Below are 25,406 nucleotides of genomic sequence, written 5' to 3' on the forward strand. Positions count from 1 at the left end.
TCGCGGGGTGTGAGGAATCGGTGGGTTTGCGGGCGGATCGCATCGGGTAAAGCGGTCGTGTTCTGCGCCGATTCAGGTATTGCGGTAAGGCCACGGCGGGTGGTAGATGGTGCCCCCGGCCGTCAAGTGCAGTAGCGTCGGTAAAGGTTCGTGAACCACTCACGACTCGATAGGAGACGACGACATGTCATACCCGACCGGGGGCTCGGGATACAACGCGCCCCAGCCGACGCCCTCTTCCGCACCCGGATACGGCTCGCAGCCCGCAGGCGCTCCCGCTGCCGGTTCGGGATCGTCGCCCATCGCGGGCAAGGGGCTGCCGTTCTTCCTCGCCGTGGGCGTGGCCGCGCTCGGCGTCATCAACTTCCTGATGGGCTTCGCGCCCTTCGAGGGCTTCGACCTGGGTGGCGCGGGCAAGGCCGACCACAGCCTGTTCCAGTTCACCGGCGGTGGCGCTCTGGTGGCGCTGTTGCTGCTGGCGGGACTGCTGGCGGGTCTGTCGCTGCTGCCGAAGCCGAGCAGCAACACCGCACTCGTGGCGGCCGCGTCGCTGGCCGGGTTCCTCGCCATCCTGTTCAGCTCCTTCGACCTCGGTGAGGGCTACTCGCTGAAGTGGGGCGGCTGGGCGATCCTGTTCCTGGCCTTCGTGCAGGCCGTGGTGGCCGTCGTGGCGCTGCTGTTCGAGATGGAGATCATCAAGGCTCCGGAGCCGAAACCGGCCGCGCCGCAGGGTGGTTACGGCCAGCCGCAGCAGCCGTTCAGCACGACCGGGCCGCAGTCGCAGTTCTCGGCCTTCGGCCAGCAGCCGCAGCAGCCCTCGTACGGTCAGCAGCCGCAGCAGTCTTCGTACGGCCAGCAGGCCGGGCAGCCGTCCTATGGCCAGCAGGCCGGGCAGTCCTCCTACGGTCAGCAGGGTTACGGTCAGCAGCCGGCCGGATACGGCACCGGTTCGCAGCCGACCTACGGTCAGCAGCAGCCGTCCTACGGTCAGCAGCCGCAGCAGCCGTCCTACGGCCAGCAGTCGCCGTACGGCCAGCAGCCGCAGCAGCCCGCGGGCAGCGCGGACGCGACCCAGCACTTCGGTGGTCAGGCGCAGCGCCCGGCGCAGCCGTTCGGCGGCGAGCAGTCGTCGGATCCGGCCGCCGACGCCACCCGTGCGTTCCGACCGGGCCAGGACGACAAGTAGTTTCCGGTTCATGAGGGCGGCCTCCGGTGTGTCACCGGGGGCCGTTTTCTTTGCCGTGCCCGATTCCAAGCAAGTGCTGTGCGCCGGTCGACCGGCGCGCCTGACCCCCCGGTTTCCGAGATGCTGCCACGCTGGTTGTCCATGAATGCCCCGAGAACTGCCCTGGCTCGCCTGAGCGATCCCGATCTGCGGGAGTCGCCGGGTGAGTCGCCGCGACCGCCGGTGCGGTCGCGGGGCGGGGGGTTCGGGTCGCTCACTCCCGAACGCGCGCGGGTGCTCATGCTGGTGGCCGCCCGGCCGTCGGCGATCACCATGCTGGTGATCTTCATCCTTGTCTACGGCACCTTGTTCGCGGCGGGCAGCGGGACGAACGGGTCGTCCGGGGCGATCGCGGCGAGCTGGCTTGCGGTGCACCAGGTTCCGCTGGTGATCGGCAAGACCGGGATCGGGCTGTGGCCGCTGCTGCCGACCGCGCTGGCGTTGTGGCTGGTGGCCCGCGAGAGCGCGGAGGCCACGGAGTTCGACTACGAGACGAACGAGCTGGGCTGGGTGGTGGCGGCCGCGGTGGGCGGACCGCTGGTGATCACCGCGGTATGCCTGGCGGTGGCCCGCGACGCGGCCGCGGTGGTGGCGCTGCAGCCGCCGGACACCCTGGCGGCCTTCGCCTGGGTACTCGGCCTGAATCTGCTGGCGACGGCCGTCGGCATCGGTGTGCGGCGCTGGCGTGATGTCGCCGACCTGCTCCCGTTTCCCTTGCCGGACTGGCTGATTCCCGGTCTGCGCGCGGGCGTCCGGTCGGTGGGCCGGTTGCTGGCGGTGGCGACCGCGGTGACCGTGGTGTCCTTCCTGGCACACTGGTCCCGGCTCGGCGACACCTATCATGCCGCCGGAAATGCCTTCGGCGCACTGGGTTTGACGGTGTTGTCGCTGGCCTACCTGCCGAATGTGGCGGTCGACGCGGTGAGCGTGCTGGTCGGCGGGCAGGTGCAGATCGGTCCGGGATCGTTGAGCCTGTTCGTGATTCACGGTGCGCCGGTGCCCGCGGTGCCGGTGGCCGCGGCGGTGCCCGCGGGTCCGGTGGCGGTGTGGTGGCTGGCGCTGCTGGTCGCGCCCGCGGCCGTGGGCGTGCTGTCGGGGCTGGATTGCGGTCGCACGTCGCGGGATCGGGCGGCCGCGCCGTGGGCGACGCTGACCGCCGCCGGGGTGGCGGCCGTGGTCATGGCGCTGCTCGGCGCGCTGGCCGGGGGCGAGCTGGGCACCTTCGGCCGGATCGCGCCCGACGTGGTGACCGTGGTGCTGGTGTTCGTGTGGCTGGCCGTCGCCGGATACGTGGGCATGCTGGGGGCCCGGTGGTTCGGTGGCCCGGCGGCCGTCGGCGCGGTCGCCTATGACGAGTACGAGGACGAGTACTACAACGACGAGGACTACGCGGACGACGAGTACTACTACGCGGACGACGAATACGAGGACGACGAGTACGACGACGAATTCGAGGACGAACAGGCCGCGGAGGGCGACTCCGAGGACGGGCCCGACGGCAACGGCGGCTGGTACGACGAGTCCGATCTCGACGGCGCGCTCGACGCCGAACTGGTCGAGGACCAGGACGATCCCGACCCCGCCGCCGCTGTGAAATCCGCCGAGAACCCCGACATCGTGGACGCGGAGGTGGTAGAGGGAGACCTGCCGGACAAGTAGCAATCGGGCGATAGTTACTCTTTAGGCGGCGGAGTTGCCCCCGCCGTCCCCATCCCGCTCCGATACCCAGGGAGTAGTGCGCTGAGTTCCACGCCCGCCCAGCTGCTGCCGCCGACCGCGCCCGCGAGCATCGTCGTGCTGGCCTCCGGCACCGGATCTCTGCTGCGTTCGCTGCTCGAGGCGACCCGGCGGCCGGGGTATCCCGCCCGAGTCGTCGCCGTCGGAGTGGACCGCGACTGTGCCGCCACCGACCACGCCGAGGCGTTCGACGTCTCCTCGTTCCAGGTCGCGCTGGGCGATTTCGCGAACCGCGCCGAATGGGATGTCGCGCTCACCGAGACGGTCGCGGTGTTCCAGCCCGACCTGATCGTGTCCGCGGGCTTCATGAAGATCCTCGGGCCCACGTTCATGGACCGTTTCGGCGGTCGCATCATCAATACCCATCCCGCGCTGCTGCCCGCGTTCCCCGGCGCGCACGGGGTGCGGGACGCGCTCGCCTACGGCGTCCGGGTCACGGGTTCGACCGTGCACCTGGTCGATTCGGGTGTGGACACCGGGCCGATCCTCGCGCAGGAGGCGGTCGCGGTGCTGCCCGATGACGACGAGGACACCCTGCACGAGCGCATCAAGGTCGTGGAGCGTCGGTTGTTGGCGGAGGTCGTCGCCGCTGTCGCTACCCGAGGCATTGTCTCCGATGGACGAAAGGCAGTTATTCCAGATGAGCGAGTTCTCCGGTGAGTGAGCGCAGCGAACGACAGTCCGGCGCAGCCGAACGCAAGCCGATCAAGCGGGCCCTCGTAAGCGTCTACGACAAGACCGGTCTGATCGAACTGGCCACGGGCCTGCATCAGGCGGGCGTGGAGCTGGTCTCGACCGGCTCGACCGCCAACAAGATCGCCGACGCCGGCATCCCGGTCACCAAAGTCGAAGACCTGACCGGTTTTCCGGAGACCCTCGACGGTCGCGTCAAGACCCTGCACCCGCGCGTGCACGCCGGCATCCTGGCCGACACCCGCAAGGAGGAGCACGTCGACCAGCTCGTCGAGCTCGGGGTCGAGGCGTTCCAGCTCGTCGTGGTGAACCTGTACCCGTTCACCCAGACCGTGGCCTCGGGCGCGAGCGTCGACGAGTGCGTCGAGCAGATCGACATCGGCGGCCCGTCCATGGTGCGCGCCGCCGCCAAGAACCACCCGTCGGTCGCGGTGGTCGTGAACACCGGTGACTACGCCGAGGTGATCGCGGCCGTGCAGCAGGGCGGTTTCACCCTGCCCGAGCGGACCGCCCTGGCCGCCAAGGCTTTCCAGCACACCGCCACCTACGACGTGGCCGTCGCGAGCTGGATGACCAATGTGGCCGTTCCGGCCGCCGCGCCGGAATCCGAAGCGGCGGACAAGTTCCCGGCCTGGATCGGCGCGACCTGGAACCGCGAGAACGTGCTGCGCTACGGCGAGAACCCGCACCAGGGCGCGGCGCTCTACGTCAACGAGGCCGGTCCGGCCGGGCTGGCGCAGGCGAAGCAGTTGCACGGCAAGGAGATGTCGTACAACAACTACACCGACGCCGATGCCGCCTGGCGCGCCGCCTACGACTTCGACGAGCCCGCGGTCGCGGTCATCAAGCACGCGAACCCCTGCGGCATCGCGGTCGGCGCGGACATCGCCGAGGCGCACCGCAAGGCGCACGCCACCGACCCGGTCTCCGCGTACGGCGGCGTGATCGCGGCCAACCGTGAGGTCTCCGTCGAGATGGCCGAGCAGGTCGCCGAGATCTTCACCGAGGTCATCGTGGCCCCGGCCTACGCCAACGGCGCGGTGGAGGTGCTGCAGCGCAAGAAGAACGTGCGCGTGCTGGTGGCCGATCCGGCCCAGCGCAAGGGCGCGGAACTGCGCCCGGTCAGCGGCGGCGTGCTGCTGCAGGACCGCGACATCCTCGACGCCGAGGGCGACAGCGCCGCCAACTGGACCCTCGCCGCCGGCGAGGCCGCCGACGAGGCCACCCTGCGCGATCTCGAATTCGCCTGGCGCGCTTGCCGGGCCGTGAAGTCCAACGCCATCCTGCTGGCCGACGCCGGTGCGGCGGTCGGCGTGGGCATGGGCCAGGTCAACCGGGTCGACTCCTGCAAGCTGGCCGTGGAGCGCGCCGGTGACCGGGCCAAGGGTTCGGTGGCGGCCTCGGACGCCTTCTTCCCGTTCTCGGACGGCCCGCAGATCCTGGTGGCCGCGGGCGTGCGCGCCATCGTGCACCCGGGCGGTTCCATCCGCGACAAGGACACCATCGACCTGTGCCGCGAGGCCGGGGTCACGCTGTACCTGACGGGGTCGCGTCACTTCGCGCACTGAGCGAATGGCATAGCGGTACAACAGAATCGGGAAAGGGTGCGAATCGCGAATCGCGATCCGCACCCTTTCTCGTTCCGGGAACTAATTGGCGCTCAGTACCTTTCGATCTCCCAGCGGGGACTTCAGCTGGATCTCGAGGGTGCCGAAGACCGCGATCATGGTGCACATCTTGCCGACCGCGGTGGGCAGTGTGCCGGACTTCAGGTCGACGGTGACGGTGGAGGAGGTCTCGGTGACGGCGGCGTCGACGCCGTAGCACTCGGGTGAGCCGGTCTGGAAGTTCACCGCGATCTTGTCGGGGGCGAGCCGGGTCCAACTGTCGAACGAGATGCTGTGCGGGCCGACGATGCCCGGGTCGGCGGTGAAGGGGCGCCCGATCTGGCCGCCCGGCGCCTCGGTGGGCGTGCTGGTGGCGGTGCTGCTGGATTTCGCTTGGCCGCCAGTGTCTTTCGAGCCGCTGCACGCGGTCGCGGCCAGCCCGATCAGCGCGATCGCGGCGGCAGCGATCACGCGGCGTCCCCTTGTCCCGTCCATGGCTGACACCCTAGTGGCAGGGACCGGTCGGCTGGTTCGGCATCGCCGGTTCCTTACTTTGGCGAATTTCTGGCGACGACACGCCGAAATCTTCGCAGACCCGGCGCGTATCCCTGCGCTGACCGGTGCGTCGTGGGTAATCTCGATTCAGATGCGCCAATGCACTTCCGTGCCATCGTCTTACCTATGATCACCATCTCCCGAAAGGACACACCGTGGGCGACACACTGAGGGTTGGAGAAGAACTCAAGGCGGGAGAGTCGTTGACAGGTGGTGCCTACACCCTGGCGCTGCAATCCGATGGCAATCTCGTGCTCACCGAGCCGGACGGCAATGTCGTGTGGGCGAGCATGACCCACAACCAGGGCGTCGAGCGCCTGGCCCTGCAAGACGACGGCAACCTCGTGCTCTACAAGGGCGACGGCGCCGCCTGGTCCACCGAGACCAACGGCAAGGACGCGGATCGCCTGGTCGTGCAGGCCGACCGCAATGTCGTGCTGTACGGCAAGGACGGCAGCCCGCTGTGGGCGTCGGACACCAAGACCGACAACCCGCTCGCGGCCCCGGAGCCCGTGGCCGAGGCCGCCCCGGTCGCCGAGGAGGTGCCCCCGCCGCCGCCCGCGGCGCAGACCTACACGGTCGAGCCGGGCGACACCCTGTGGGCCATCGCCGAGCGCTTCTACGGCGACGGCAACCGCTTCGGCGAGATCGCGGCCGCCAGCGGCATCGACAACCCGGACGCCATCAACGTGGGCCAGGTCCTGACCATCCCGTAAATCGGGATGCACCAAGGACTTTGAAACAAGAAGAGGCTCCGATGCGAAAGCATCGGAGCCTCTTTCTCTTTCGATGTTCCAGCGAACCGCCTATCGGCTCGTGAACGGGAGCAGGGCCATTTCGCGCGCGTTCTTCACCGCGACGGCGACCTGGCGCTGCTGCTGCGGGGTCAGGCCGGTGACGCGCCGGCTGCGGATCTTGCCGCGGTCGGAGATGAACGTGCGGAGCAGGTTCACATCCTTGTAGTCGACGGTCTCGACGCCGGCGGCGATCAGGGGATTCTTCTTCGGGCGGCGGGCCTGCTCGGCACGGACCTTCTTCGACGGTGCTCGCTTCACTGCCATGTCAGCGGTTCCTCACTCACGGATCGTGGATGCTTACCAGCTCGATTTGTGCACACCGGGCAGTTCTCCCCGATGGGCCATCGCGCGAACCCGCACACGCGAGAGACCGAATTTCCGGAGATGACCACGCGGGCGTCCGTCCGCGGCGTCCCGATTGCGCAATCGTACCGGACTTGCGTCCCGAGGCATTTTCTGCAGGGCGGACTGCGCGGCCGACCGTTCCTCGTCGCTGCTGCTCGGCTTGCGGATGATCTCCTTCAGTTCCGCTCGCCGTTCGGCGTAGCGGGCCACGATCAGTTTGCGCTCTTCGTTTTTCGCGATCTTCGACTTCTTCGCCACGTCACCGGTCCTCGCGGAAGTCCACGTGCTGGCGGGCGACCGGGTCGTACTTCTTGAGGACCATCCGGTCGGGATCGTTGCGCCGGTTCTTGCGGGTGACGTAGGTGTAGCCGGTTCCGGCCGTGGACTTCAGCTTGATGACGGGACGGATGTCGGTCGACTTCGATGCCATTGCTGTTTCCTCTCAGATCTTCTCGCCTGCGGCACGCAGGCGAGCGACGACCGCTTCGATGCCGTCGCGGTCGATGACCTTGATGCCCTTGGCCGAGACTCGCAGCGTGATGCGCCGGTCCTCGCTGGGCAGGTAGTAGGTCTTGCGCTGGATATTGGGGTCCCAGCGCCGGTTGGTCCGCTTGTGCGAGTGCGACACGGACTTGCCGAAGCCCGGCTTGCGACCGGTGACCTGGCAGATCGCCGACATGGGCACTCCCTTCCTGGTTGGACGTTACTGACAATCGTTTTCGACAACGAACTTATTCCAAGGTACATTGACTCCTCGGTAATTGAAAATCATTGTCGAAAGGGGGACCGGTGGCGTCCCAACGCAAGCCCGTGCTCGTCCTCGCCGGACTCCCCGGACGCGCCGCCGAGGGCGTCGAACGGGCCGCCCGGCTGCTCGGCGCCGGGCCGGGAACCGTCGTGGTCCGCCACGACCTGAGCGAACTCCGCCAGGGCGTGGTGCGGCGCATCGTTCGCAGCTGTGCCGCCGATGGAGCGGTCGGGCGCGAGAGCGTGACCGTGTTGGAACTCGCGCACGGGTGCGTCTCCTGCACGCTGCGCGCCGATCTGTTGCCCTACCTGTGCCTGCTCGCCGAGCGGGATTCGGTGCGGCGCATCGTGCTCGCGCTGGATCCGGCCTTCGAGGCGGAAGCGGTGTGCCAGGCCATCGATGACGTGGTGGTGACCGGAGTCAACGGCCGGATCGACGGCCCGGCCGGGCGCACCGTCCGGATCGATTCGGTGCTCACCTGTGTCGACGCCCGCGATTGGCTGGCCGACGCCACCGGCGACGAGACCTTCGCCGAGCGTGGTCACGCCACCGCCGAGGATGAGCGCACCATGGCCCAGCTGGCCGTCGGCCAGGTCGAATTCGCCGACGCCCTGCTGGTTTTCGACTCCGGAGCCGATCTGCTGGACCGCGAGCGCACCACCGCCGTGCTGGCGCGCCTGGCCCCGCGCGCTCCCGTCACCTACGTGGCCGAGCCCGCCGCGCTGGACACGGACGACCTGACCTGGCTGCTGCGCCGCGTACCCGCGGACGCGCGCCGCGGCGCGCCCTTCGATCCGCATGCCCCGCTGCTGGCGGGCGCGCCTCCGCTGGAACCGGATTGCGGTGTGGCACTGGTCGAATTCGCCACCGACCGCCCCTTTCACCCCGATCGACTGCACTCGGCCATCGACGTGCTGCTGGACGGCGTGGTGAGCGCCCGCGGCCGGGTGTGGCTGGCCACCCAGCCCGACGAGGTGGTGTGGCTGGAATCCGCGGGCGGTGGGCTGCGGGTGGGCGGCGCGGGAAAGTGGCTGGCCGCCATGACATCCCGGGAACTCGAGCAGGTCGACCCGGAGCGTGCCACGCTGGCCTCGCTGCGCTGGCACGAGCACTTCGGTGACCGCCACACCTCGCTGGTGATCCTGGTCGCCGACTCCGATCCGGAGGAGATCCGGCACGCGCTGCACTGGGCGCTGGTCGACGAGGACGAACTGCGCCAGGTGCGTTTCGCGCCCGAGCGGGTCGCGCTGTGGGCCGATCCGTTCGGCGACCAGCACGAAGAGCCTTGTGACACAAACCGATCCACGCCCGTCGCCGGGGACGGCGCGACCCGTAACAACGAAAGGTGAACCGATGAGGCAGGGCATCCATCCCGACTACCACCCGGTGGTCTTCCAGGACGTGAGCACCGGAAAGTGCTTTCTGACCCGTTCCACCGCGGTGTCCACCCGCACCATCGACTGGGAGGACGGCAATACCTACCCGCTGCTGGTGGTCGATGTGACTTCCGATTCCCATCCCTTCTGGACCGGAAATCAGCGCGTGCTCGATACCGCGGGCCGGGTGGAGAAGTTCGAGCGCCGTTATGGCAAACGAGTTCGCGGCAACCGCCATTCGACGATCGACAAGGAGAACTGACAATGGCCGTTCCCAAGCGCCGAATGTCGCGGGCCAATACGCACAGCCGTCGTTCGCAGTGGAAGGCGACTCCGCCGGATCTGATCCCGGTCAAGGTCGGGGGAGCGGTCTACAAGGTGCCGCGCAAACTGGCGCGGGCGGTGGAGCGCGGCCTGATCGATCCGGGGAAGCTCTGACCGATCAGGCCGCGGGTCCCGCTAGCCTTCCTTCGTGGCCAGGTCCACCAGGGTGGCCGCGAGGCGGAAGTACTTGTTCTTGCCGAGGTCGGCGATGGTCTTGATGCCGAGGGCCTCGAGCAGTTGGGCGTCGTGCTTTTCGGTCAGTCCGGCCAGCGCCGAGGGCGGTGCGGCCAGGATGTCGTCGAGTGCCTTGGTCTCATAGGCCTTGTCGAGAGCTTTGTCGAGTACCACGCTGACGGCCACGAGAGCCTCCTTCATCTGGAACTGAGCAAGAGATCGGACGAGGCCGACAATAGCCCCGAAGTTGCTGTCCCACCAGAGAACTGCTCGAGTGTTGCGGACCCCTCGTTCGGGCGTCCGATTGTTTCGGATGTGCGAAAAAGTCTTCCCAAAGTTGTGAACTCGTGGCCTGGCGACGGTATCCTCGTGCCTTGAGGGCGGGTTCTTCTGAATACAGAAGAACCCGCTCATCGCCACTTCAAGGCCAGTTCAGCAAGGGTTTCCCGCTCGTTCGACCACCGCGTGGCGATTTTCGGGGCGCCGGATAAAATCCGACAATTCGCCCAATTCAGTTGCCGGATGGCGCATTCGACTTGGTTCCCGCCGGAGCTTGTCCACTGTCGGCGGGCTTGACCGAATGGCCGTTGGGTCCGGTGCCCCAGCCGGGTAACGGCACGCCGGGCAGCAACTGCTCCAGTTTTGCCAGCTGATCGGCGACCGCGGTGGCCGGACCCTCCACGAGCGAGAAGGGGAACGGCCAGTGCTGGCTCGCCGGGGCGTGTGCCAGCTCGGCCTTCAGCTCGGCGACCGTGGCCTCCAGATCGCTGATCTCGGTGCGCAACTCATAGATGTGGGTGAGCGCGGCCGCCAGCCCGTCCACCACGGTCAGATTCTGACCGGCGGCGTTGGTGCCCAGTTGCGGCCAGCCCTCGAGCCCGGGGCCGCGCAGTTGGGTCTGGACGTCGCGCAATATCTGGTCCTGTTCCGGTGTCATGTCCGGTTCCTCCGTTCCCGCATCCCATTGGCCGAAATCGGCTCGGTCGGTTTGGTTTACGTCGCAGGGCACGTTGTCGACCGTCACCTGCTCACCGGTCTGAAAGATGGAGATGCGCGGATCGACATTCCCTCCCGACCAGGCCACGGTCTGCCAGGCCCAGGTCGCCGATCCGTTGTCCAGTGCCCGGCTCAACGGCCAATAGCCGCCGTATATGCCGACATTCGCGCGTCCCAGCACGCTGGCGGCCCCGTCCAGATAGGCGTCGATGGGGGTCTGCTGTTGCGGGGTGGCATCGAAGTCGGCGGAGAAGTAGATAGGGCGATCCGGTCGCCCGCCGCATCGCAGTACTTGATCCAGTGCCGAGCGGGCATCGGTGACGCCCGCGCCGTAGCCGTCCAGCATGCGGACGGCGGTGGTCTCCCAGTTGGAGACGATGGAGATGCCGTGTGCGCGCAGGTCGTCCGCTTCCGCGGGGGTGAGCAGCTTGCCCGGCAGGGTCGGGCCTCCCGGGGAAAGATAGCCCACGATGAAGTCGTACCCCTCGGCCTTGATGGCACTCGGCGCGGGACGACCTGCGGCGTAGTCCAGCCCGAATCGCATGGCTCTCACTGTAATTGGCCCGACACGCCGGGAGGGTCGTAATTGCGGTGGTTGACTGGTCGGCTATAGCCAACGCGACAACTGATCTCGTGAGATCGGGGTAACTCGCCGGGGACGTCCAGGATCGGGTTGGCTCCCAACTCCACTTCGCATGCATGCCTGTCAACGGCTCTCAGTTGGGCGCTGAAGTCGCGGGGAGGCGGGAAAGGATGACCGATGCCTGTACGCAATGAGGCCTGGCCCCCGGGCACACCGTGTTGGGTCGACTGCCAGGTCGACGATCCGCTCGAGGCCGGTGAGTTCTATGCCGCGCTGTTCGGCTGGGATGTGCAAGGCGGCGGGGAGGACTCGGGGGGTTACCTGATGGCCCTGCGCGACGGGCAGGCGGTCGCGGGGATCGGGCCCAAACCCGAGGACGGCGTGCCGTCGGTGTGGACGACCTACCTCGCGGTGGCCGATGCCGACAAGTGCGCCGAGCAGGTCACCGCCGCGGGCGGCACCCTGCTCGTACCGGCCTTCGACGTCATGGAGTTCGGCCGCATGTTCGTGGCCGCCGACGCCTCGGGCGCGCCCTTCGCGGTCTGGGAGGCACGGGCGCACGACGGCGCGGCCGTGTACAACGAGCACGGCGCGCTGGTCTGGAACGACCTGCACACCGGCGATTTCGAGGCGGCGAAATCCTTCTACGGCGAGATTTTCGGGTACACCTTCACCGAATTCGACGACGAGAACATGCGATACGCCACCTTCACCCCGCCCGGCGGGGGCGAGTCGGTGGGCGGCATCAACGACGACAGCGTCAACGGCGTGGCGGCCGAGGTGCCCTACTGGCTGACCTGGTTCCAGTTCGAGGGCATCGACTCCGGTATCGCGAGCGCCGTCGAACTGGGCGCGACCGTGCTCATGTCGGCCACCGACGGGCCGTTCGGCCGGATGGCCATCATGGCCGCGCCGCAGGGCGAACTGTTCGGCCTGCTCGATCCGACCACCACGGCCGACTGAGCCGGCACGTCCTCGAAAAGCAGGTCAGTGCACCGTCTCCGGCCGCCGGACGGCCGGAGCAGCGGACCGCGCCTCGCGGCGGTCCGGGGCGACCAGGATGGCCGTGATCGGAATCGCCAGCGACAGCGTGCCGATGATGAAGAACGGCACGAAGAACGTGAACAGCACGTTCCCGTGCGGGGTGGGCTGGGACGGATCGATGTGCACCTGCAGCCCGGTCAGTCCGGCGTAGTGCATGCCGGTCACCAGGACCGCGTACACCGCGGCGCCGAGCAGCACCATCGGCACCGATCCCACCCACAGGCTGAACCACAGGGTGAGCGCCGAGAGCACGAACGCGATCACGTACACCGCCACGATGGACACCAGGCTCTGCTCGACGCTGCCCTGGACCCGAATCGCGTTCAGCAGCAACTGATGCACGTCGCCGATGCCGAAGGCCATCACGCCGGCGCCCACCAGCAACCGCCACCACACCAGCTGCCTGCCGTTGATGAGCATCGCGAGGATCACCGCCACCGCGGACAGCACCGAGAACAGCGTGATCCCCACGCTGTCGTAGCGCAGCGGGCTGCCCTTCACGTCGAAGCCCAGCATCGACACGAAGATCGGCATGGCCACGCCGACGCCGCCGATCGAGACCGCGGCCACGAACTGCCACACCAGCCGGAAGCGCTGGGTCACCGACTTGGTGGACTGGCGGATGCACGCCAGGCCGCAGGCCGCGCCCGCGAAGGACACGATCAGCGCCAAGGCGATGACCCAGTAGCCCATCGAGAAATAGATCATTCGGTCACTCCCCTGGAACCGTTATCCGCGTGCGTTTTCGCGCTGCGCCGCCATCAGCCTTTCGATCGCGTACTCGGTGACGGCGGCCAGCGCCCGGCGCACCTCGATCGGATCGCGGGCGTCGATGTCCACGATCGGCACTCCGTCGCGGACGCTGAGCGCCTCGCGCAGTTCGGTGACCGGGAAGCGCGGCGCATCCGGAAAGCGGTTGACCGCGATCAGGAACGGCAGCGATTTGGCCTCGAAGAAGTCGACGGCCGCGAAGCTGTCCTCGATGCGGCGGGTGTCGACCAGCACCACCGCGCCGATGGCGCCGCGGATCAGGTCGTCCCACATGAACCAGAACCGTCGCTGCCCGGGCGTGCCGAACAGGTACAGCACCAGGTTGCCGGGCAGGATGATGCGCCCGAAATCCATGGCCACCGTGGTGGTTTCCTTGCCCGGCGTGGCGGCGAGGTCGTCGACCCCGTCCGAGTAGCCGGTCACCATGGCCTCGGTGCGCAGCGGCACGATCTCCGAGACCGCACCCACGAAGGTGGTCTTGCCCGCGCCGAAACCGCCCGCCACGACGATCTTGGTGGAGGCCGTGCGGGCCTCCTCTCCGGGGCGCGGCGGGAATTGCAGGGCCGGGTTGGCGAACTGCCCGGTCGTATACGCCGGGATGTTCCCGGTCGTATAGGCGGGCATGTTCCCGGTCGTGTACGCGGGCGCGCCGTGCGGGCCCGGATAGCCGCTGTCAGAGGGCCCGGAGCCCATGCAGGGTCCTCTCCATCAGGGAGCGCCGCTCGTCGAAGGTGGCCTGATCGCTCAAGGTCGAATGCACGCGCAGGGTTCCGGCGACCACGAGATCGCCGATCACCACCCGGACCATGCCCAGCGGCCGTCCCAGGTGCGCGGCGATCTCGGCGACCGAGAGCCGCGCGGTGCCCAGGCGCAGGATCTCGGTGCGCACGTCACCGGCGGGCCAGTCGAAATGGGCGGTGTAGGACAGGGTCTCCACGACCGCCTCGAGCGGCAGCTCCACCGCCGGCTCGGTGCGACCGGAGGTCAGCGCGTAGGGGCGAACACGTGTGGTCGGCGGCCGGTTGCCGCCGCCACCAAGGGGATTGGTCATGGGCGGCTCATCTAGGAGGCAGTGCGGGCGGTGGCCGAGACCACGGACCCGACGCGGTCGACGAGGAGGGCCATCTCGTAACCGATCCGGCCGATGTCGTGCTGCTTGTTGGCCAGCACCGCCAGGTGCGAGCCATTGCCCACGCTCATGACCAGCAGGTAGCCGCGCTGCATCTCGACGATGGACTGCATCACCTTGCCGCCCTCGAAAAGCTGTGCGGCACCGGCGGACAGGCTGGCCAGACCGGCGGTCACCGCGGCCAGCTGCTCGCCGCGATCGGACGGCAGGTGCGGGCTGGTGGCCTGCAGCAGGCCGTCCGCGGAGACCAGGACGGCGTGCGAGACGCCGGGCACTTCCCGGGTGAAGCGAGTGACCAGCCAGTTCAGGTTCTCATCCGTGGTGGTGCTCTGGGTGTCGGTCATGCATGCCCTCCGTCGTTGTACTGGGAGTCAGCCCGCCCGGAACGGACGCCGCTGAGATGCCTGCTGAGGCTGTTGCGGATCTCTTCCGGATTGCGGCCTTCGCCGTCGTCCTCCTGGGCGACGGCTCCGGGCACCAACTGGGCTCCGGGCCGCCGAATCGGCAACCCGCCCTGGGTGCGGCTACTGGTGTTCGGGTTGGCCGCCTCCTCGGCCGCGGCCCAGCCGGGGTCCGAGCTCAACGACCACGCCGCGCTGTCCGCTTCCGTGGCGGCCGGTTCCACCAGCCACTCGGAAACCATGCGCTGGAAGATCGGGGCCGGGGCATCGCCCGCCGGGCGCGGCCCGGCCTGCGGAGCGACCGGCCGCGGCGCGGCGGGTGCGGCGTCGTTGCCGCGAATGTCGGTGGCCTCGTTGCCGCGAATGTCGGTGGCTCCGTAGCCGGTGTTGCCGTTGGGTGCGCCGGCGACGACGTAGCCGTCCTCGCTGGGGCGGGCCACGGGGTGCTCGCCGGTGCCGAAAGCGCTGTAGCCGTTGCCGAACGAGGTGCCCGCGCTCTCCGCCTCGGCGCTGAAGCCGTACGCGTAGTTGTTGCCCCCGGTGATCGGGGCCACCGGCTCGGACGTCTGCTGCGCGCCTGCCTCGCCCCAGAAGTCCATCTGGGCGGGTGCGGGCTCGGGCGTCTCCGGTTCCGGCTGCGGCGGCTCGGACTGGGGTCGCAGCGCGGTCACGCCGTAGGCGCGGGCCTCGTCCGGTTCGCTGAACGCGTCGGTGAAGCCGTCGGAGAAGCGATCCCGGTGCGGTTGCTCACCGCGGAAGGCCGGTACGGCCGGCTGTTCGCCGGTGTCCAGGCCCGGCTTGCGCTGCGGCAGGCCGGAACTGGTGGTCGCGAAGCGCCCGGTGGTGGTGGACGGCGCGGGCTCGGGCGGATTGGGCACCGGCATGAGTCGCGGCGGCGTGATCGGTTGCGGACCGGTGGACGGGCCCGACGGCAGGCCGACCGGTCCGGTCGCGAGCGAGTTCGGACCCGTGTTCGTCAGCGAATGTGGCCCGGTGGCCAGCGGATTCGGCCCGGTGGGCAGCGGATTCGGCCCGGTGGGCAGCGCGATCGGGCCCGAGGCCAGCGCGGCCGGGGGCACCGGCAGCGCCGAGGGGACCGCGTACTGGCCGGTCGGGTCACCGGTGCGCTCCGGCGCGGGCGAGACCAGGCTGCCCGGCAGATGCACGCTGGCGGTGATGCCCGGCTGCTGCACCATGGCCGAGGTGCGGCGCAGGCTCACGGTGATGTTGTGCCGCTTGGCCAGGCGGCCGACGACGAAAAGACCCATGCGACGGGCGGTCTCGACATTGACCTCGCCACCGGAGGCCAGGCGGTCGTTGATGCCCTGCAGGTCCTCGGCGTTCATGCCCAGACCGCGGTCGGTGATCTCGATCAGGTAGCCGCCGTCGACGGCGCGCGCCACCGACACCGCCACCGGGGTGGTGGGCGGGGAGTAGCGCAGCGCGTTGTCGATCAGCTCGGCCAGCAGGTGCTCGATGTCGACGGCCGGCTCACCGGCGACGATGCCGTCGGGCACGGTGCCGATCTCGACGCGCTGGTAGTCCTCCACCTGCGAGACCGAGGACCACAGCATGTCCGACAGCGGCACCGGCGCGAGATGACCACGGCGCAGCGCGGTTCCGGCCAGCACCAGCAGGTTGTCGCCGTTGCGGCGCATGCGGGTGGCGAGGTGGTCGAGGCGGAACAGCGACTGCAGGCGCTCTGAGTCGTCCTCGTCGCGCTCGAGCTCCTCGATCAGGCCCAGCTGCTGCTCCACGAGGGATTGGCTACGGCGGGAAAGGGTCTCGAACATGTTGCCGATCTGCAGGCGCAGTCGCGCCTGCTCGGCGGCCAGGTGCAACGCCTGGGAGTGGATGTCGTCGACGGCGCGGGCCAGCTGCCCGATCTCCTCGGTGGTGTGCACGTCGACCGGGCTGATCTCGGGCGTCGCGCCGCCGGCGCGCACCACCTCGAGTTCCTGGGGCAGGTCGATGTGGGCCACCTGCAAGGCATCTCGCCGCAGGCGGCGCACGGGCACGACCAGCGAGCGGGCCACGACCAGGGCCAGGGCCAGACCGGCCAGCAGCATCCCGATCACGACGGAGGTATCGCGCAACACGTTGTTGCGGGCCTCGGTGATGAGCCGGGACAGCTTGCTGTCCATGGCGTTCGCGACCGCGGTGATCTCGTTCTGGTAGGCATCGGCGCTGGTGCGCAGCGAGTCCTGCATGGCGGGCAGGCTGCCCGGGTCGGGCACGTTCTGCATGAGGATGCCGACGCGCGCACCGGCATTGTCCTTGAGCAGGTCGGCGTTCTGCGCCGACTCCGGCGCCATGCCGCGGTACACCTCGATCATGGTGATCTCGGCGCCGAGAGCGGTGAGCAGCTTGGTGCGCAGCGCCGGGTTGCTCGCCGCGCCGGGCACCGCGAGCATGACGCGTTCCTGGGTGAGCAGGCGCGAGGAGGTGAGCGCCGCACCGAATTGCAGGAAGGACTGCTGTACACGGAGGTCGCCGACGGTGATGGTGTTGATGAGCGAGTTCTGGACTCGCGTGTGCACGGCATCGGCTTGGTCACCGATGGTCTGCGGGGAGCTGCTGCGCAGGCTGTTGCGCATGCTCTTGGCCTCCGCGATGGCGGTGGTCAGCTCCTTGGCGATGGCGGGGTCGGCATTGGACTCCTTGATCGCGGTGTCGTACGCCGCCGCGGCCTGATCGAACTTCGTCGCGGCGGCGTCGAGCGCGGGGTCGACGTCCTGGTTGTCGCCGGCGATGGCGGTGACCGCGAGATCATTGGTGGAGGCGACGAATGCGGCCGTCGAGCGGATGATGCTCATCTGGTCCGACGCCGCGCTCAGTTTCGAAATGGTCTGCAATTCGCTGTTGATGCGCAGTACCGCGAACGTCGCGGCGAGGAGCACCGGGAGCACCAGCACGATCCCGACCTTGCGGGTAACGGGCCAGTTGGACAGGCTGAATTGCCAGGACCGGGGTGCTGCTTCCATCCCGCTTCCGTCGCCTCCGCTTTCACGATTGACCCCGGGTACGTATGCGGTTGTACGGCTTTGGGGTCGAACCCGCGCAGAACCAACTAAGGGTCTTCTTTTACGGCCTGCAACATACCGCGTGAGCTGAGTAACGGCAATTCGGGCGACTTGATGGTTTAGTTCCTGAATGCGGCGTTGCCGCAACGTTTTTCGCGCGGATTTGGGTGACACTGCAACCACTCCGCATCGGGCCCCCGAGAAACGCGCAGGTCATCTGCCTCACTTGCCCGGCGTGTCGAAGGGGACCTTCTCAGTCACCTCTCAGTCGCTGTGGGCAGACTGGTTGCCATGCGCATTCTGGTAGTCGACGACGACCGCGCGGTTCGTGAATCGCTGCGTCGCTCGCTGACCTTCAACGGCTACACCGTCGACCTCGCCGTCGACGGTCTCGACGCGTTGGAGAAGACCGCCAGCCAGCGACCCGACGCCCTCGTCCTGGACGTCATGATGCCCCGGCTCGACGGCCTCGAGGTCTGCCGCCGACTGCGCAGCACCGGCGACGATCTGCCGATTCTGGTACTCACCGCACGGGATTCGGTCTCCGAACGCGTCGCCGGACTCGACGCCGGCGCCGACGACTACCTACCCAAGCCCTTCGCGCTCGAGGAACTGCTGGCCCGGCTGCGCGCGCTGCTGCGCCGCACCGCGACGGGCGACTCCGCTGATTCCTCCTCGGAGGCCATGACCTTCGCGGACCTGTCGCTGGACCCGGTCACCCGCGAGGTCACCCGCGGTGACCGCCCGATCAGCCTCACCCGCACCGAGTTCTCGCTGCTGGAAATGCTGATGGCCAACCCGCGCCGGGTGCTCACCCGCAGCCGCATCCTGGAGGAGGTGTGGGGCTACGACTTTCCCACCTCCGGCAACGCGCTCGAGGTGTACATCGGCTACCTGCGCCGCAAGACCGAGGCCGACGGTGAAGCGCGTCTCATCCACACCGTGCGCGGCGTCGGCTACGTGCTGCGCGAGACCCCTCCGTAGGAGCCGAGCTCGTGGGTAGAACCGTTCCCCGGCGGCCGTTGGTCGCCGGACTCGGGTCCCGCACGGAGACGGCCGAACTGCGGCCGCCCATGCCGTTGACCCGATCGGTCTCGCTGCGCTGGCGGGTCACCCTGCTGGCCGCGTCCGTGGTGGCCGTCGCCGTCGCCTTCACCTCCATCGCCGCCTACGCCATGGTGGCGCGCTCGCTGTACGCGGACGTGGATTCGCAATTGCGGGCGCGGGCCTCGGTGATGATCGACAACAACCTCGACAGCCTCGGCTTCCAGTCGCTGGTGTTCGCCGGGCTGTACTCCAGCGATGTCGGTGTGGCCCTGGTGTTCCCGGACCAGTCGCAGTACGTGCCGCCGCAGACCACGCTGCCGCCCATCGGCAAGCAGGAATACGAGGTGGCCAGCGGCAAGATCGGTTTCTCGCTGCGCACCGTCGACGACCAGCGGGTGCTGGCGCGGCGCACCCACTCCGGATCCACCCTGGTGGTCTCGCAGCGGCTGCAGCCCACCAAGGAGGTGCTCGACCGGCTGGCCTGGCTGCTGTTCGTGGTCGGCGGCTGCGGCGTCATCGTGGCGGCCGCGGCCGGAACCACCGTGGGCCGCACCGGTTTGCGGCCCATCGCCCGGCTCACCGCCGCCACCGAGCGCATCGCCCGCACCGACGACCTGACTCCCATCCCCGTCACCGGTGATGACGAACTCGCCCGGCTCACCGAGAGTTTCAACACCATGCTGCGCGCCCTGGGCGAATCCCGGGAACGGCAGCGCCGATTGGTGGCCGACGCGGGCCATGAGCTGAAGACGCCACTGACCTCTTTGCGCACCAATATGGAACTGCTCATCGCCTCCTCCCGGCCGGGCGCGCCCCGCATCCCGGACGAGGACATGGCCGAGCTGCGCTCCGACGTCATGGCCCAGATCGAGGAGTTGTCCACGCTGGTCGGCGATCTGGTCGACCTGGCCCGCGAGGACGCGCCGGAAACCGTCTACGAGCAGATCGACCTCGGCGACGTGGCCGGGCGGGCGCTCGAGCGAGTCCGGCGGCGCCGCACCGGAATCGAGTTCGACGCCTCACTGCGCCCCTGGTTCGTCTACGGCGACGAACCGGGACTGGAACGCGCCCTGCTCAATGTGCTCGACAACGCGGCCAAATGGAGCCCCGAGGGCGCGAAGGTGTTCGTCACCATGCGCGAGAGCGGGCGTGGTCTGCTGGAATTCGCCGTCGACGACGCCGGGCCCGGCATTCCGCCCGCCGAACGCGAGCTGGTGTTCGAGCGCTTCTACCGGACCACCGCCTCGCGGTCCATGCCCGGCTCCGGACTGGGCCTGGCGATCGTGAAGCAGGTGGTGACCAAACACGGTGGCACTATCAACATCGACAGTTCCGACCGTGGGGGCGCTTTGATCCGTATCGTGCTGCCTGGAGAAGGCGTACCACCGCAATCCGTGGTGGCGGACAACTGAAAGCTCGGCGAAAAGCAAGCACGGTCTCAGTCCACTCTCAGTCGTTCCCGCCAGGCTAGGCGACGAGACTCGAGGAGAAAACGAGAAATGACCGAGGATTCGAAGCAGCCGGGCACCGAGCCCGAAGAAGGCGCCACCCCCCGCACCCCGGAACCGCCTCGAGCCGCCGACGTGCCCGACACCACCGCGTCCGGCCTGCCCAAGCGGGAGCCGGCCGGCCCCGCCGCCGCGGAATCCGGTGACAAGCCCTTCGACGGCTTCTCCGCCCCCGCCACCCCGCAGCCGAATCCGGCGGGCCAGCCCGCGGGTTTCGGTGCGGCACAAACCTTCTCGACCGGCGCGTCGCAGGCTCAGGGCAGCGAGCCCCAGCCGCCTGCCGCCGCGCCTCAGCAACCTGCCGCCGCGCCTCAGCAGCCCGCCGCTGCGTCTCAGCAGCCTGCCGCTGCGTCTCAGCAGCCTGCCGCGCCTCAGCAGCCGGTCCCGGGCTTCGGCGGTCCGGGGCACGGCGTCGCGGGGCAGCCGGGCCCCGGCGCTCACGATCCGGCCACCCAGGCCATTCCCGGCGCGCCCGCCTACGGTTCGACTTTCGGTGGGGCGCAGCCCTATTCGGAGCAGTACGGGGGCGCGAAGCATCCCACCGAGGAGATCCCGGTCGGCACCGAGCAGCTGCCCGCCGGGATGTACGGGCAGGCGTATGTGGCGTCGGGGGCCGGATACGCCACGGGTCAGCATCCGGCCTATGCCACGGGTCAGCATCCGGCGTACGCGACGGGTCAGCATCCGACACAGGCGATTCCGGGTGCGCCCGGAATGCCCGGTCAGCCGGGGGTGCCCTACCCGCCCGCGCCCAAGCGGTCCGGCAAGGCCGGTCTGGTGGCGGGCGCGGTGATCCTGGCGCTGCTCAGCGGCGGCATCGGCGGCGGCGTGGTCGCGCTGGCGACCCACAACGACGGCCACTCCACGGTGACCAACGCGCTGGATCAGCCCGTGGGCAACGGCAAGACCGTGGCCGCGCCGGACGGTTCGGTGCAGGCCGTGGCGCAGAAGGTGCTGCCCAGCGTGGTCATGATCCGGGTCGCCGGAGCCCGGGCCGAGGGCGAGGGTTCCGGCGTGATCCTGTCCTCGGACGGCCTGATCCTCACCAACAATCACGTGGTCAGCGGCGCGGGCCCGAACGCCAAGATGGATGTGGCGTTCAGTGACGGCACCACCGCCCCGGCGACCGTCGTCGGCGCGGACCCGATCTCGGACATCGCGGTCATCCGGGTCACCGGCAAGGCCGATCTGAAGCCGATCGAGCTGGGCCAGTCCGGCAATCTGGCCGTCGGCCAGGGCGTGGTGGCGATCGGTTCGCCGCTGGGCCTGGCGGGCACCGTCACCAGCGGCATCGTGTCCTCGCTCAACCGGCCGGTCTCGACCAGCGGTGAGTCGGGCTCGACGGGCACCGTCATCGACGCCATCCAGACCGACGCGGCCATCAACCCGGGCAACTCCGGCGGCGCGCTGGTCGACATGAGCGGCAAGCTGATCGGCATCAACACCGCCATCGCCACCATGGGCACCGCCGAGTCGGCGGGCGCGCAGAGCGGCTCCATCGGGCTGGGCTTCGCGATTCCGGTGGACACCGCGCGCCGGGTGGCCGACGAACTGATCAAGAACGGCAAGGCCACGTACGCCCAGATCGGCATCACCGTGCGGGCGCAGGACGACACCAACGGCGCGAAGGTCATGGACGTGTCGCCCGACGGCCCGGCCGCCAAGGCGGGCATCCCGAAGAACGCGATCATCACGAAAATCGATGACCAGATCGTGGATTCGGGCAATTCGCTGATCGCCGCGGTGCGCTCGCACCGTCCCGGCGACAAGGTCAAGGTGACCTACACCGACGACCAGGGCAAGAACCCCAAGACCGTCGAGGTGACCCTCGGCGAAGCAGCTGCGGAGGGCGGCCGATGATGATTCACGAGGCAGGCAGGGAATCCGTACCGACGATCCGTGTCACACCTGATGGGGGTTGGGAGCTGTTGTCGGACAAGGGCGCTACGGTGAGCACCATGGAAATCGATTCCGCTGTGGCGGGCCGTGCTCTTGTCGTGGTCGTCGACGACCGAACCGCGCACGGCGGCGTGGACTCGCTGGGCCCGCTGGTGACCGAGCTACTCACCGAGGCCGGGTTCCTGGTGGACGCCTCGATCTCGGTGCAGGCCGATGAGGTGGAGATCCGCAATGCGCTCAATACCGCGGTGATCGGCGGCGTCGACCTGGTCATCTCGGTCGGCGGCACCGGCATGTCCCCGCGTGACGTGACCCCGGAGGCCACCGAGGAGGTGCTGGACCGGGTGCTGCCCGGCATCAGCGAGGCGCTGCGCTCCTCCGGGCTGGCCTCGGGTTCGCTGGACGCGGGGCTGTCGCGCGGCCTGGCCGGCGTCTCGGGCAGCACGCTGGTGGTGAATCTGCCGGGTTCGCGCGCGGCCGTGCGCGACGGCATGGCCACCCTGGGCCCGCTGGCCAGCCGAGTCATCGATGAGCTGTCCGGTTTGTCGGAATGACCGACCCTGAAAGTCCTTCCGAGCCCACCGGCTCGAACGAGTCGCCCCGTCCGGCCGAGCGCCGGGCGGGGTCTCGTCGTTTGACCCCCGCCGAGCGTGCCCGGCTGGCACGCGTCTTCGGTGACGAGCTGCCGTCCACGACCAAGGACGAGCGCACTCCCGAACCCGAATCCGGCCGATCCTCCGACGATTGGCTGCGCTCCCAGGTCCCGCCGCATCACGGCTGACGGCCCCTCATATAACGAACGCTGGGAATTAACCGTTGCTCTGACGGGGCGTTTGTCATGTCCTTTATCAGTTTGTTGCCATTTGGTAGCTGTTGTGGCTAAGGTCTCTTTCAGGTCGACAAAGCTACGGCTCTCTCGAGTTTGAGTTGCGTGCCGGAACGTTGCTTGTGTGGAATTCGACGCCGTAGTGACCTGTTTCGACCCCGGTGGTCGGGGTTGTCCGCAAAAAAACTGATGAGGGAACTATGAGCGAGAACCGGACCGCCGGTTTGCGGCGTGCCGCCCGTTTCGCGGGTATCGGCGCGGCTGCCTCCGTGGCCTTGGGCCTGATGTCCACCGGCGCCGCCAACGCCGACACCTTCGTGCCGTTGCCGGACGGTCACAAGGCCGGCCCGGGCGTCACCATCGATCGGGTCGGCGAGCACGCCGTCATCTCGCCGTCGCTGTCGGCGAACGGCGCGGGCCGCACCGCCTGGCTCTCGGGCAAGGTCGTCGCGAACGTCGATACCCCGGACGGCAAGGTCGGTCCGAACAACGGCCCGAAGAACGGCCCCGGTTCCAACAACTCCTCGACCCACGGCACCTCGCAGGTCAACACCGGCTACATCATCGGCTGCCAGGTCAACATCTCCGACTCCGCCGTCTCCGCGGGCGTCTCCGGCGGCGTGAGCCTCACCGGCGCCAACGCCGGTGGCTCCATCGGTCTGAACCTCGGCCCCGGCCAGGTGACCTTCGTCCAGGTCAACTCCAAGGACATCCCCTCGTCGGGCACCTACTCGATCGACTACAAGGACGTTCCGGTCGACGTGCAGGGCTGCGCGGGCTACGCCCAGGCGCGCGCCTACACCGTGGTCGAGATCATCGGCGACAACTACTCCAAGACCACCCTCTACGGGCAGCCGTTCAGCCTCGGCTGACGTTCGGTCACCAATTCATTTCTCGCGTAAGCGAATTCGACCCTAGAGGGAATCAATCATGAACGTTCGCAAGACGATGGCGCGGGCCGCCGGCGTGGGTGTCGTCGCCACCGCCGCCCTGGGCCTGTTCTCGACCGGCGCGGCCAACGCCGACACCTTCGTGCCGCTGCCCGGTGGCTCGATCACCGAGACCATGGACGACGGCACCGTCGTGACCATCACCATGACCGGCGAGTCGGCCAACATCAACCCGTCCATGGGCGCCACCCCGCTGCACCGCAACGCCTGGGTCTCCGGCTCGGCGCAGGTGCACCTGTCGGGCACCAACGGCAACGCCGGCGGCAAGATCGTGCCCGGCTACGTGGTCGGCTGCCAGGTCAACATCGCCGGTGGCGGCGCCAACGGTGGTCCCAGCGTGGGCGCCAACTACGACGGCTCGAGCCCGACCGCCAGCGCCAATGTCGGCGGCAACCTGACCCTCGGCCCCGGCCAGTCCAAGGCGTTCTACCTGCTCGATCAGGAAGCGCCGGACGACTACGGCAGCGAGGCGCACTACGTGCGCAACAAGTTCGCCGGCAACTCGGGTTCGGTGAGCTGGTCCGACGAGACCATCGGCCTGAACGGCTGCGGCGGCTACGCCCAGGCTCGCTCGTTCGTGGCGGTCCAGGTCGAGACCGACAACGTCATCACCTCCTACACGCTGTGGGGTCAGCCCTTCAGTCTCGGCTGATCCAGTTTCCGCTCAGCGGAATCCCAAGGGGCCCGGTGCTAATCGCACCGGGCCCCTTTTGCTATGTACGACTTTCTCGACATACCTGCGGGTTTGTGTCATCGAGTGACCGGTCTTGTTCGCTCACGTCTCATGGCTCACAGCTGTGATGTAAAGTGCCCTGCGTCGCTACGTGAATTGAATTCGTAAGCAGTAACACGACGGCAACAATGTGGCGACAAACTCTCCTGGGATTCGCAAGAGTCCCATTTCAACCTCGGTGGTCGAGGTTGACAGCAAGAACCTGATGAGGGGAAGTATGAGCGAGAACCGGAACCACGGTCTGCGCACCGCGGCCCGCTTTGCGGGCGTCGGCGCGGCGGCTGCCGTGGCCATGGGCCTTATGTCAACTGGTGCCGCTAACGCGGATGTCTTCGTGCCGTTGCCGGACGGCCAGAAGGTGAACCCCGCGGGCACCGTCACCATCACCCGTACGGGCGAACATGCAGTCGTGTCGCCGTCGCTCGCTGCCAACGGTGCCGGCCGTGTGGTGTGGGTCAGCGGCGCAGCCTCCGCGGTGATCACCGATACTCCGGAAGGAACCTCGGGTCCGAACAACGGACCCGCCGGTGGCGCCGGCTCGAATAACTCGTCCACGCACGGCGTTTCGCAGATCAACACCGGCTACATCGTCGGTTGCCAGATCTCGATCGGCGAGGACGCGATCTCGGCCGGCATCTCCGGCAACGTCAGCCTGAACAGTGCGGGCGTCGGCGGTTCCATCGGCGTCAACCTCGGCCCCGGCCAGGTGGCGTTCGTGCAGATCGACTCGAAGGACGTCCCGAAGGCGGGCACCTACTCCGTCGAGTACCGGGACGCCGAGATCCAGATTCAGGGTTGCGCGGGTTATGCCCAGGCGCGTGCGTACACGGTCGTCGAGATCGTCGGCGACAACTACTCCAAGACCACTCTCTACGGCCAGCCGTTCAGCATCGGCTAGTGGTCTCCGCCTCGCCA

29 protein-coding genes are annotated in these 25,406 nt (G+C 68.5%); 17 read left to right on the plus strand and 12 right to left on the minus strand.

Features of this window, described 5'->3' with window-relative positions:
- The first annotated feature begins 184 nt into the window (after nucleotides 1-184).
- The 4 genes from GPX89_RS45670 (at nucleotide 185) to purH (ending at nucleotide 5,223) form a co-directional block, all read left to right on the plus strand.
- Nucleotides 185-1,186 carry a DUF5336 domain-containing protein gene (locus GPX89_RS45670; RefSeq protein ID WP_157392524.1) on the plus strand — a complete coding sequence of 334 codons (1,002 nt, stop codon included), beginning with the start codon at nucleotides 185-187 and terminating at the stop codon, nucleotides 1,184-1,186.
- Nucleotides 1,187-1,327: 141 nt separating this feature from the next.
- Nucleotides 1,328-2,884, plus strand: a complete 1,557-nt coding sequence (locus GPX89_RS37590) for a cell division protein PerM (RefSeq protein WP_157392525.1) — start codon at nucleotides 1,328-1,330, stop codon at nucleotides 2,882-2,884.
- 81 nt (nucleotides 2,885-2,965) lie between these two features.
- Nucleotides 2,966-3,622, plus strand: a complete 657-nt coding sequence (gene purN / locus GPX89_RS37595; RefSeq protein WP_198347788.1) for a phosphoribosylglycinamide formyltransferase — start codon at nucleotides 2,966-2,968, stop codon at nucleotides 3,620-3,622.
- Nucleotides 3,619-5,223, plus strand: a complete 1,605-nt coding sequence (gene purH, locus GPX89_RS37600; RefSeq protein ID WP_328602757.1) for a bifunctional phosphoribosylaminoimidazolecarboxamide formyltransferase/IMP cyclohydrolase — start codon at nucleotides 3,619-3,621, stop codon at nucleotides 5,221-5,223. The genes purN and purH overlap by 4 nt, the downstream gene beginning before the upstream one ends.
- Before the next feature lie 81 nt (nucleotides 5,224-5,304).
- On the opposite strand, the gene GPX89_RS37605 is transcribed toward purH, so the two are convergent.
- The gene (locus GPX89_RS37605) at nucleotides 5,305-5,757 is read right to left on the minus strand and encodes a hypothetical protein (RefSeq protein ID WP_157392526.1); all 453 of its coding nucleotides are present in this window, start codon (nucleotides 5,755-5,757) and stop codon (nucleotides 5,305-5,307) included.
- A gap of 215 nt (nucleotides 5,758-5,972) precedes the next feature.
- Here GPX89_RS37605 and GPX89_RS37610 point away from each other — a divergent pair, with 215 nt between their 5' ends.
- Nucleotides 5,973-6,533 (plus strand): LysM peptidoglycan-binding domain-containing protein, encoded by a 561-nt coding sequence (locus GPX89_RS37610; RefSeq protein WP_328602758.1) that lies wholly within the window; start codon nucleotides 5,973-5,975, stop codon nucleotides 6,531-6,533.
- Nucleotides 6,534-6,623: 90 nt separating this feature from the next.
- Here the strand turns inward: GPX89_RS37610 and rpsR are convergent, their stop codons facing one another.
- Genes rpsR through rpmB form a run of 4 tightly spaced genes read right to left on the minus strand, consistent with a single transcriptional unit; the run spans nucleotide 6,624 to nucleotide 7,638 of the window.
- Entirely contained in the window at nucleotides 6,624-6,878 is a 255-nt protein-coding gene (rpsR, locus tag GPX89_RS37615) for a 30S ribosomal protein S18 (protein WP_040695439.1), read from the minus strand.
- Between the two features lie 33 nt (nucleotides 6,879-6,911).
- On the minus strand, nucleotides 6,912-7,217 hold the full coding sequence (gene rpsN / locus GPX89_RS37620) for a 30S ribosomal protein S14 (RefSeq protein WP_328602759.1): 306 nt from the start codon (nucleotides 7,215-7,217) through the stop codon (nucleotides 6,912-6,914).
- A 1-nt stretch (nucleotide 7,218) separates the two neighbouring features.
- Complete coding sequence (rpmG, locus tag GPX89_RS37625; protein WP_157392527.1) at nucleotides 7,219-7,389, minus strand: 50S ribosomal protein L33; 171 nt, start codon at nucleotides 7,387-7,389, stop codon at nucleotides 7,219-7,221.
- A 12-nt stretch (nucleotides 7,390-7,401) separates the two neighbouring features.
- A complete protein-coding gene (gene rpmB / locus GPX89_RS37630) occupies nucleotides 7,402-7,638 on the minus strand; it encodes a 50S ribosomal protein L28 (protein ID WP_157392528.1) in 237 nt (78 codons plus the stop codon).
- Between the two features lie 110 nt (nucleotides 7,639-7,748).
- Here rpmB and mrf point away from each other — a divergent pair, with 110 nt between their 5' ends.
- The 3 genes from mrf to rpmF are packed head-to-tail and all read left to right on the plus strand — an operon-like array spanning nucleotide 7,749 to nucleotide 9,521.
- On the plus strand, nucleotides 7,749-9,056 hold the full coding sequence (gene mrf, locus GPX89_RS37635; protein WP_328602760.1) for a ribosome hibernation factor-recruiting GTPase MRF: 1,308 nt from the start codon (nucleotides 7,749-7,751) through the stop codon (nucleotides 9,054-9,056).
- A gap of 4 nt (nucleotides 9,057-9,060) precedes the next feature.
- Nucleotides 9,061-9,345, plus strand: a complete 285-nt coding sequence (locus GPX89_RS37640; protein ID WP_157392530.1) for a type B 50S ribosomal protein L31 — start codon at nucleotides 9,061-9,063, stop codon at nucleotides 9,343-9,345.
- Between the two features lie 2 nt (nucleotides 9,346-9,347).
- Nucleotides 9,348-9,521, plus strand: coding sequence for a 50S ribosomal protein L32 (rpmF, locus tag GPX89_RS37645; RefSeq protein WP_157392531.1), 174 nt, complete (start codon nucleotides 9,348-9,350; stop codon nucleotides 9,519-9,521).
- Between the two features lie 21 nt (nucleotides 9,522-9,542).
- Here rpmF and GPX89_RS37650 read toward each other — a convergent pair whose 3' ends face one another.
- Nucleotides 9,543-9,767: a hypothetical protein gene (locus GPX89_RS37650; protein WP_328602761.1), complete on the minus strand. Its 225-nt coding sequence runs from the start codon at nucleotides 9,765-9,767 to the stop codon at nucleotides 9,543-9,545.
- Between the two features lie 325 nt (nucleotides 9,768-10,092).
- Nucleotides 10,093-11,121, minus strand: a complete 1,029-nt coding sequence (locus tag GPX89_RS37655) for a DUF1906 domain-containing protein (protein WP_157392533.1) — start codon at nucleotides 11,119-11,121, stop codon at nucleotides 10,093-10,095.
- Between the two features lie 216 nt (nucleotides 11,122-11,337).
- Between GPX89_RS37655 and GPX89_RS37660 the strand changes: the two genes are divergently transcribed.
- Nucleotides 11,338-12,123, plus strand: coding sequence for a VOC family protein (locus tag GPX89_RS37660; RefSeq protein WP_157392534.1), 786 nt, complete (start codon nucleotides 11,338-11,340; stop codon nucleotides 12,121-12,123).
- Between the two features lie 24 nt (nucleotides 12,124-12,147).
- Here GPX89_RS37660 and GPX89_RS37665 read toward each other — a convergent pair whose 3' ends face one another.
- The 5 genes from GPX89_RS37665 to GPX89_RS37685 all read right to left on the minus strand — a co-directional run bounded on the left by GPX89_RS37665 (nucleotide 12,148) and on the right by GPX89_RS37685 (nucleotide 17,489).
- On the minus strand, nucleotides 12,148-12,912 hold the full coding sequence (locus tag GPX89_RS37665) for an MHYT domain-containing protein (RefSeq protein ID WP_157392535.1): 765 nt from the start codon (nucleotides 12,910-12,912) through the stop codon (nucleotides 12,148-12,150).
- Between the two features lie 21 nt (nucleotides 12,913-12,933).
- Nucleotides 12,934-13,536: a GTP-binding protein gene (locus GPX89_RS37670; RefSeq protein ID WP_157392647.1), complete on the minus strand. Its 603-nt coding sequence runs from the start codon at nucleotides 13,534-13,536 to the stop codon at nucleotides 12,934-12,936.
- 112 nt (nucleotides 13,537-13,648) lie between these two features.
- The gene (locus GPX89_RS37675) at nucleotides 13,649-14,026 is read right to left on the minus strand and encodes a DUF742 domain-containing protein (protein WP_040812792.1); all 378 of its coding nucleotides are present in this window, start codon (nucleotides 14,024-14,026) and stop codon (nucleotides 13,649-13,651) included.
- An 11-nt stretch (nucleotides 14,027-14,037) separates the two neighbouring features.
- Nucleotides 14,038-14,448 carry a roadblock/LC7 domain-containing protein gene (locus GPX89_RS37680; RefSeq protein ID WP_040812791.1) on the minus strand — a complete coding sequence of 137 codons (411 nt, stop codon included), beginning with the start codon at nucleotides 14,446-14,448 and terminating at the stop codon, nucleotides 14,038-14,040.
- The gene (locus GPX89_RS37685; RefSeq protein WP_157392536.1) at nucleotides 14,445-17,489 is read right to left on the minus strand and encodes a sensor histidine kinase; all 3,045 of its coding nucleotides are present in this window, start codon (nucleotides 17,487-17,489) and stop codon (nucleotides 14,445-14,447) included. Before GPX89_RS37685 ends, GPX89_RS37680 begins: the two co-directional genes overlap by 4 nt.
- A gap of 330 nt (nucleotides 17,490-17,819) precedes the next feature.
- Between GPX89_RS37685 and GPX89_RS37690 the strand changes: the two genes are divergently transcribed.
- From GPX89_RS37690 to GPX89_RS37725, 8 genes are all read left to right on the plus strand, one after another.
- Nucleotides 17,820-18,512, plus strand: coding sequence for a response regulator transcription factor (locus tag GPX89_RS37690; RefSeq protein ID WP_157392537.1), 693 nt, complete (start codon nucleotides 17,820-17,822; stop codon nucleotides 18,510-18,512).
- An 89-nt stretch (nucleotides 18,513-18,601) separates the two neighbouring features.
- Nucleotides 18,602-19,987, plus strand: coding sequence for a sensor histidine kinase (locus GPX89_RS37695; RefSeq protein ID WP_157392648.1), 1,386 nt, complete (start codon nucleotides 18,602-18,604; stop codon nucleotides 19,985-19,987).
- 555 nt (nucleotides 19,988-20,542) lie between these two features.
- Nucleotides 20,543-21,943, plus strand: coding sequence for a S1C family serine protease (locus GPX89_RS37700; RefSeq protein WP_407939546.1), 1,401 nt, complete (start codon nucleotides 20,543-20,545; stop codon nucleotides 21,941-21,943).
- Nucleotides 21,944-22,041: 98 nt separating this feature from the next.
- Complete coding sequence (locus GPX89_RS37705; protein ID WP_198347780.1) at nucleotides 22,042-22,536, plus strand: MogA/MoaB family molybdenum cofactor biosynthesis protein; 495 nt, start codon at nucleotides 22,042-22,044, stop codon at nucleotides 22,534-22,536.
- The gene (locus tag GPX89_RS37710; protein WP_157392539.1) at nucleotides 22,533-22,763 is read left to right on the plus strand and encodes a hypothetical protein; all 231 of its coding nucleotides are present in this window, start codon (nucleotides 22,533-22,535) and stop codon (nucleotides 22,761-22,763) included. Before GPX89_RS37705 ends, GPX89_RS37710 begins: the two co-directional genes overlap by 4 nt.
- Before the next feature lie 245 nt (nucleotides 22,764-23,008).
- Nucleotides 23,009-23,680 (plus strand): MspA family porin, encoded by a 672-nt coding sequence (locus GPX89_RS37715; RefSeq protein WP_157392540.1) that lies wholly within the window; start codon nucleotides 23,009-23,011, stop codon nucleotides 23,678-23,680.
- A gap of 58 nt (nucleotides 23,681-23,738) precedes the next feature.
- Nucleotides 23,739-24,410 (plus strand): MspA family porin, encoded by a 672-nt coding sequence (locus GPX89_RS37720; protein WP_157392541.1) that lies wholly within the window; start codon nucleotides 23,739-23,741, stop codon nucleotides 24,408-24,410.
- Between the two features lie 298 nt (nucleotides 24,411-24,708).
- The gene (locus GPX89_RS37725) at nucleotides 24,709-25,389 is read left to right on the plus strand and encodes an MspA family porin (RefSeq protein ID WP_157392542.1); all 681 of its coding nucleotides are present in this window, start codon (nucleotides 24,709-24,711) and stop codon (nucleotides 25,387-25,389) included.
- Nucleotides 25,390-25,406: the final 17 nt, after the last annotated feature.

The sequence above is a fragment of the Nocardia terrae genome, from assembly GCF_009760405.1.
In the GTDB taxonomy this organism is placed as follows: domain Bacteria; phylum Actinomycetota; class Actinomycetes; order Mycobacteriales; family Mycobacteriaceae; genus Nocardia; species Nocardia terrae.

Coding starts and splice junctions, on each gene's coding strand:
- GPX89_RS37710 (WP_157392539.1), top strand. CDS start 22,533: ATGACCGACCCTGAAAGTCCTTCCGAGCCCACCGGCTCGAACGAGTCG.
- GPX89_RS37665 (WP_157392535.1), bottom strand. CDS start 12,912: ATGATCTATTTCTCGATGGGCTACTGGGTCATCGCCTTGGCGCTGATC.
- rpmB (WP_157392528.1), bottom strand. CDS start 7,638: ATGTCGGCGATCTGCCAGGTCACCGGTCGCAAGCCGGGCTTCGGCAAG.
- GPX89_RS37660 (WP_157392534.1), top strand. CDS start 11,338: ATGCCTGTACGCAATGAGGCCTGGCCCCCGGGCACACCGTGTTGGGTC.
- rpsR (WP_040695439.1), bottom strand. CDS start 6,878: ATGGCAGTGAAGCGAGCACCGTCGAAGAAGGTCCGTGCCGAGCAGGCC.
- GPX89_RS37705 (WP_198347780.1), top strand. CDS start 22,042: ATGGAAATCGATTCCGCTGTGGCGGGCCGTGCTCTTGTCGTGGTCGTC.
- GPX89_RS37605 (WP_157392526.1), bottom strand. CDS start 5,757: ATGGACGGGACAAGGGGACGCCGCGTGATCGCTGCCGCCGCGATCGCG.
- GPX89_RS37655 (WP_157392533.1), bottom strand. CDS start 11,121: ATGCGATTCGGGCTGGACTACGCCGCAGGTCGTCCCGCGCCGAGTGCC.
- GPX89_RS37720 (WP_157392541.1), top strand. CDS start 23,739: ATGAACGTTCGCAAGACGATGGCGCGGGCCGCCGGCGTGGGTGTCGTC.
- GPX89_RS37715 (WP_157392540.1), top strand. CDS start 23,009: ATGAGCGAGAACCGGACCGCCGGTTTGCGGCGTGCCGCCCGTTTCGCG.
- GPX89_RS37690 (WP_157392537.1), top strand. CDS start 17,820: ATGCGCATTCTGGTAGTCGACGACGACCGCGCGGTTCGTGAATCGCTG.
- GPX89_RS37590 (WP_157392525.1), top strand. CDS start 1,328: ATGAATGCCCCGAGAACTGCCCTGGCTCGCCTGAGCGATCCCGATCTG.
- GPX89_RS37725 (WP_157392542.1), top strand. CDS start 24,709: ATGAGCGAGAACCGGAACCACGGTCTGCGCACCGCGGCCCGCTTTGCG.
- rpmG (WP_157392527.1), bottom strand. CDS start 7,389: ATGGCATCGAAGTCGACCGACATCCGTCCCGTCATCAAGCTGAAGTCC.
- GPX89_RS37640 (WP_157392530.1), top strand. CDS start 9,061: ATGAGGCAGGGCATCCATCCCGACTACCACCCGGTGGTCTTCCAGGAC.
- GPX89_RS37685 (WP_157392536.1), bottom strand. CDS start 17,489: ATGGAAGCAGCACCCCGGTCCTGGCAATTCAGCCTGTCCAACTGGCCC.
- GPX89_RS45670 (WP_157392524.1), top strand. CDS start 185: ATGTCATACCCGACCGGGGGCTCGGGATACAACGCGCCCCAGCCGACG.
- GPX89_RS37695 (WP_157392648.1), top strand. CDS start 18,602: ATGCCGTTGACCCGATCGGTCTCGCTGCGCTGGCGGGTCACCCTGCTG.
- GPX89_RS37675 (WP_040812792.1), bottom strand. CDS start 14,026: ATGACCAATCCCCTTGGTGGCGGCGGCAACCGGCCGCCGACCACACGT.
- GPX89_RS37680 (WP_040812791.1), bottom strand. CDS start 14,448: ATGACCGACACCCAGAGCACCACCACGGATGAGAACCTGAACTGGCTG.
- rpmF (WP_157392531.1), top strand. CDS start 9,348: ATGGCCGTTCCCAAGCGCCGAATGTCGCGGGCCAATACGCACAGCCGT.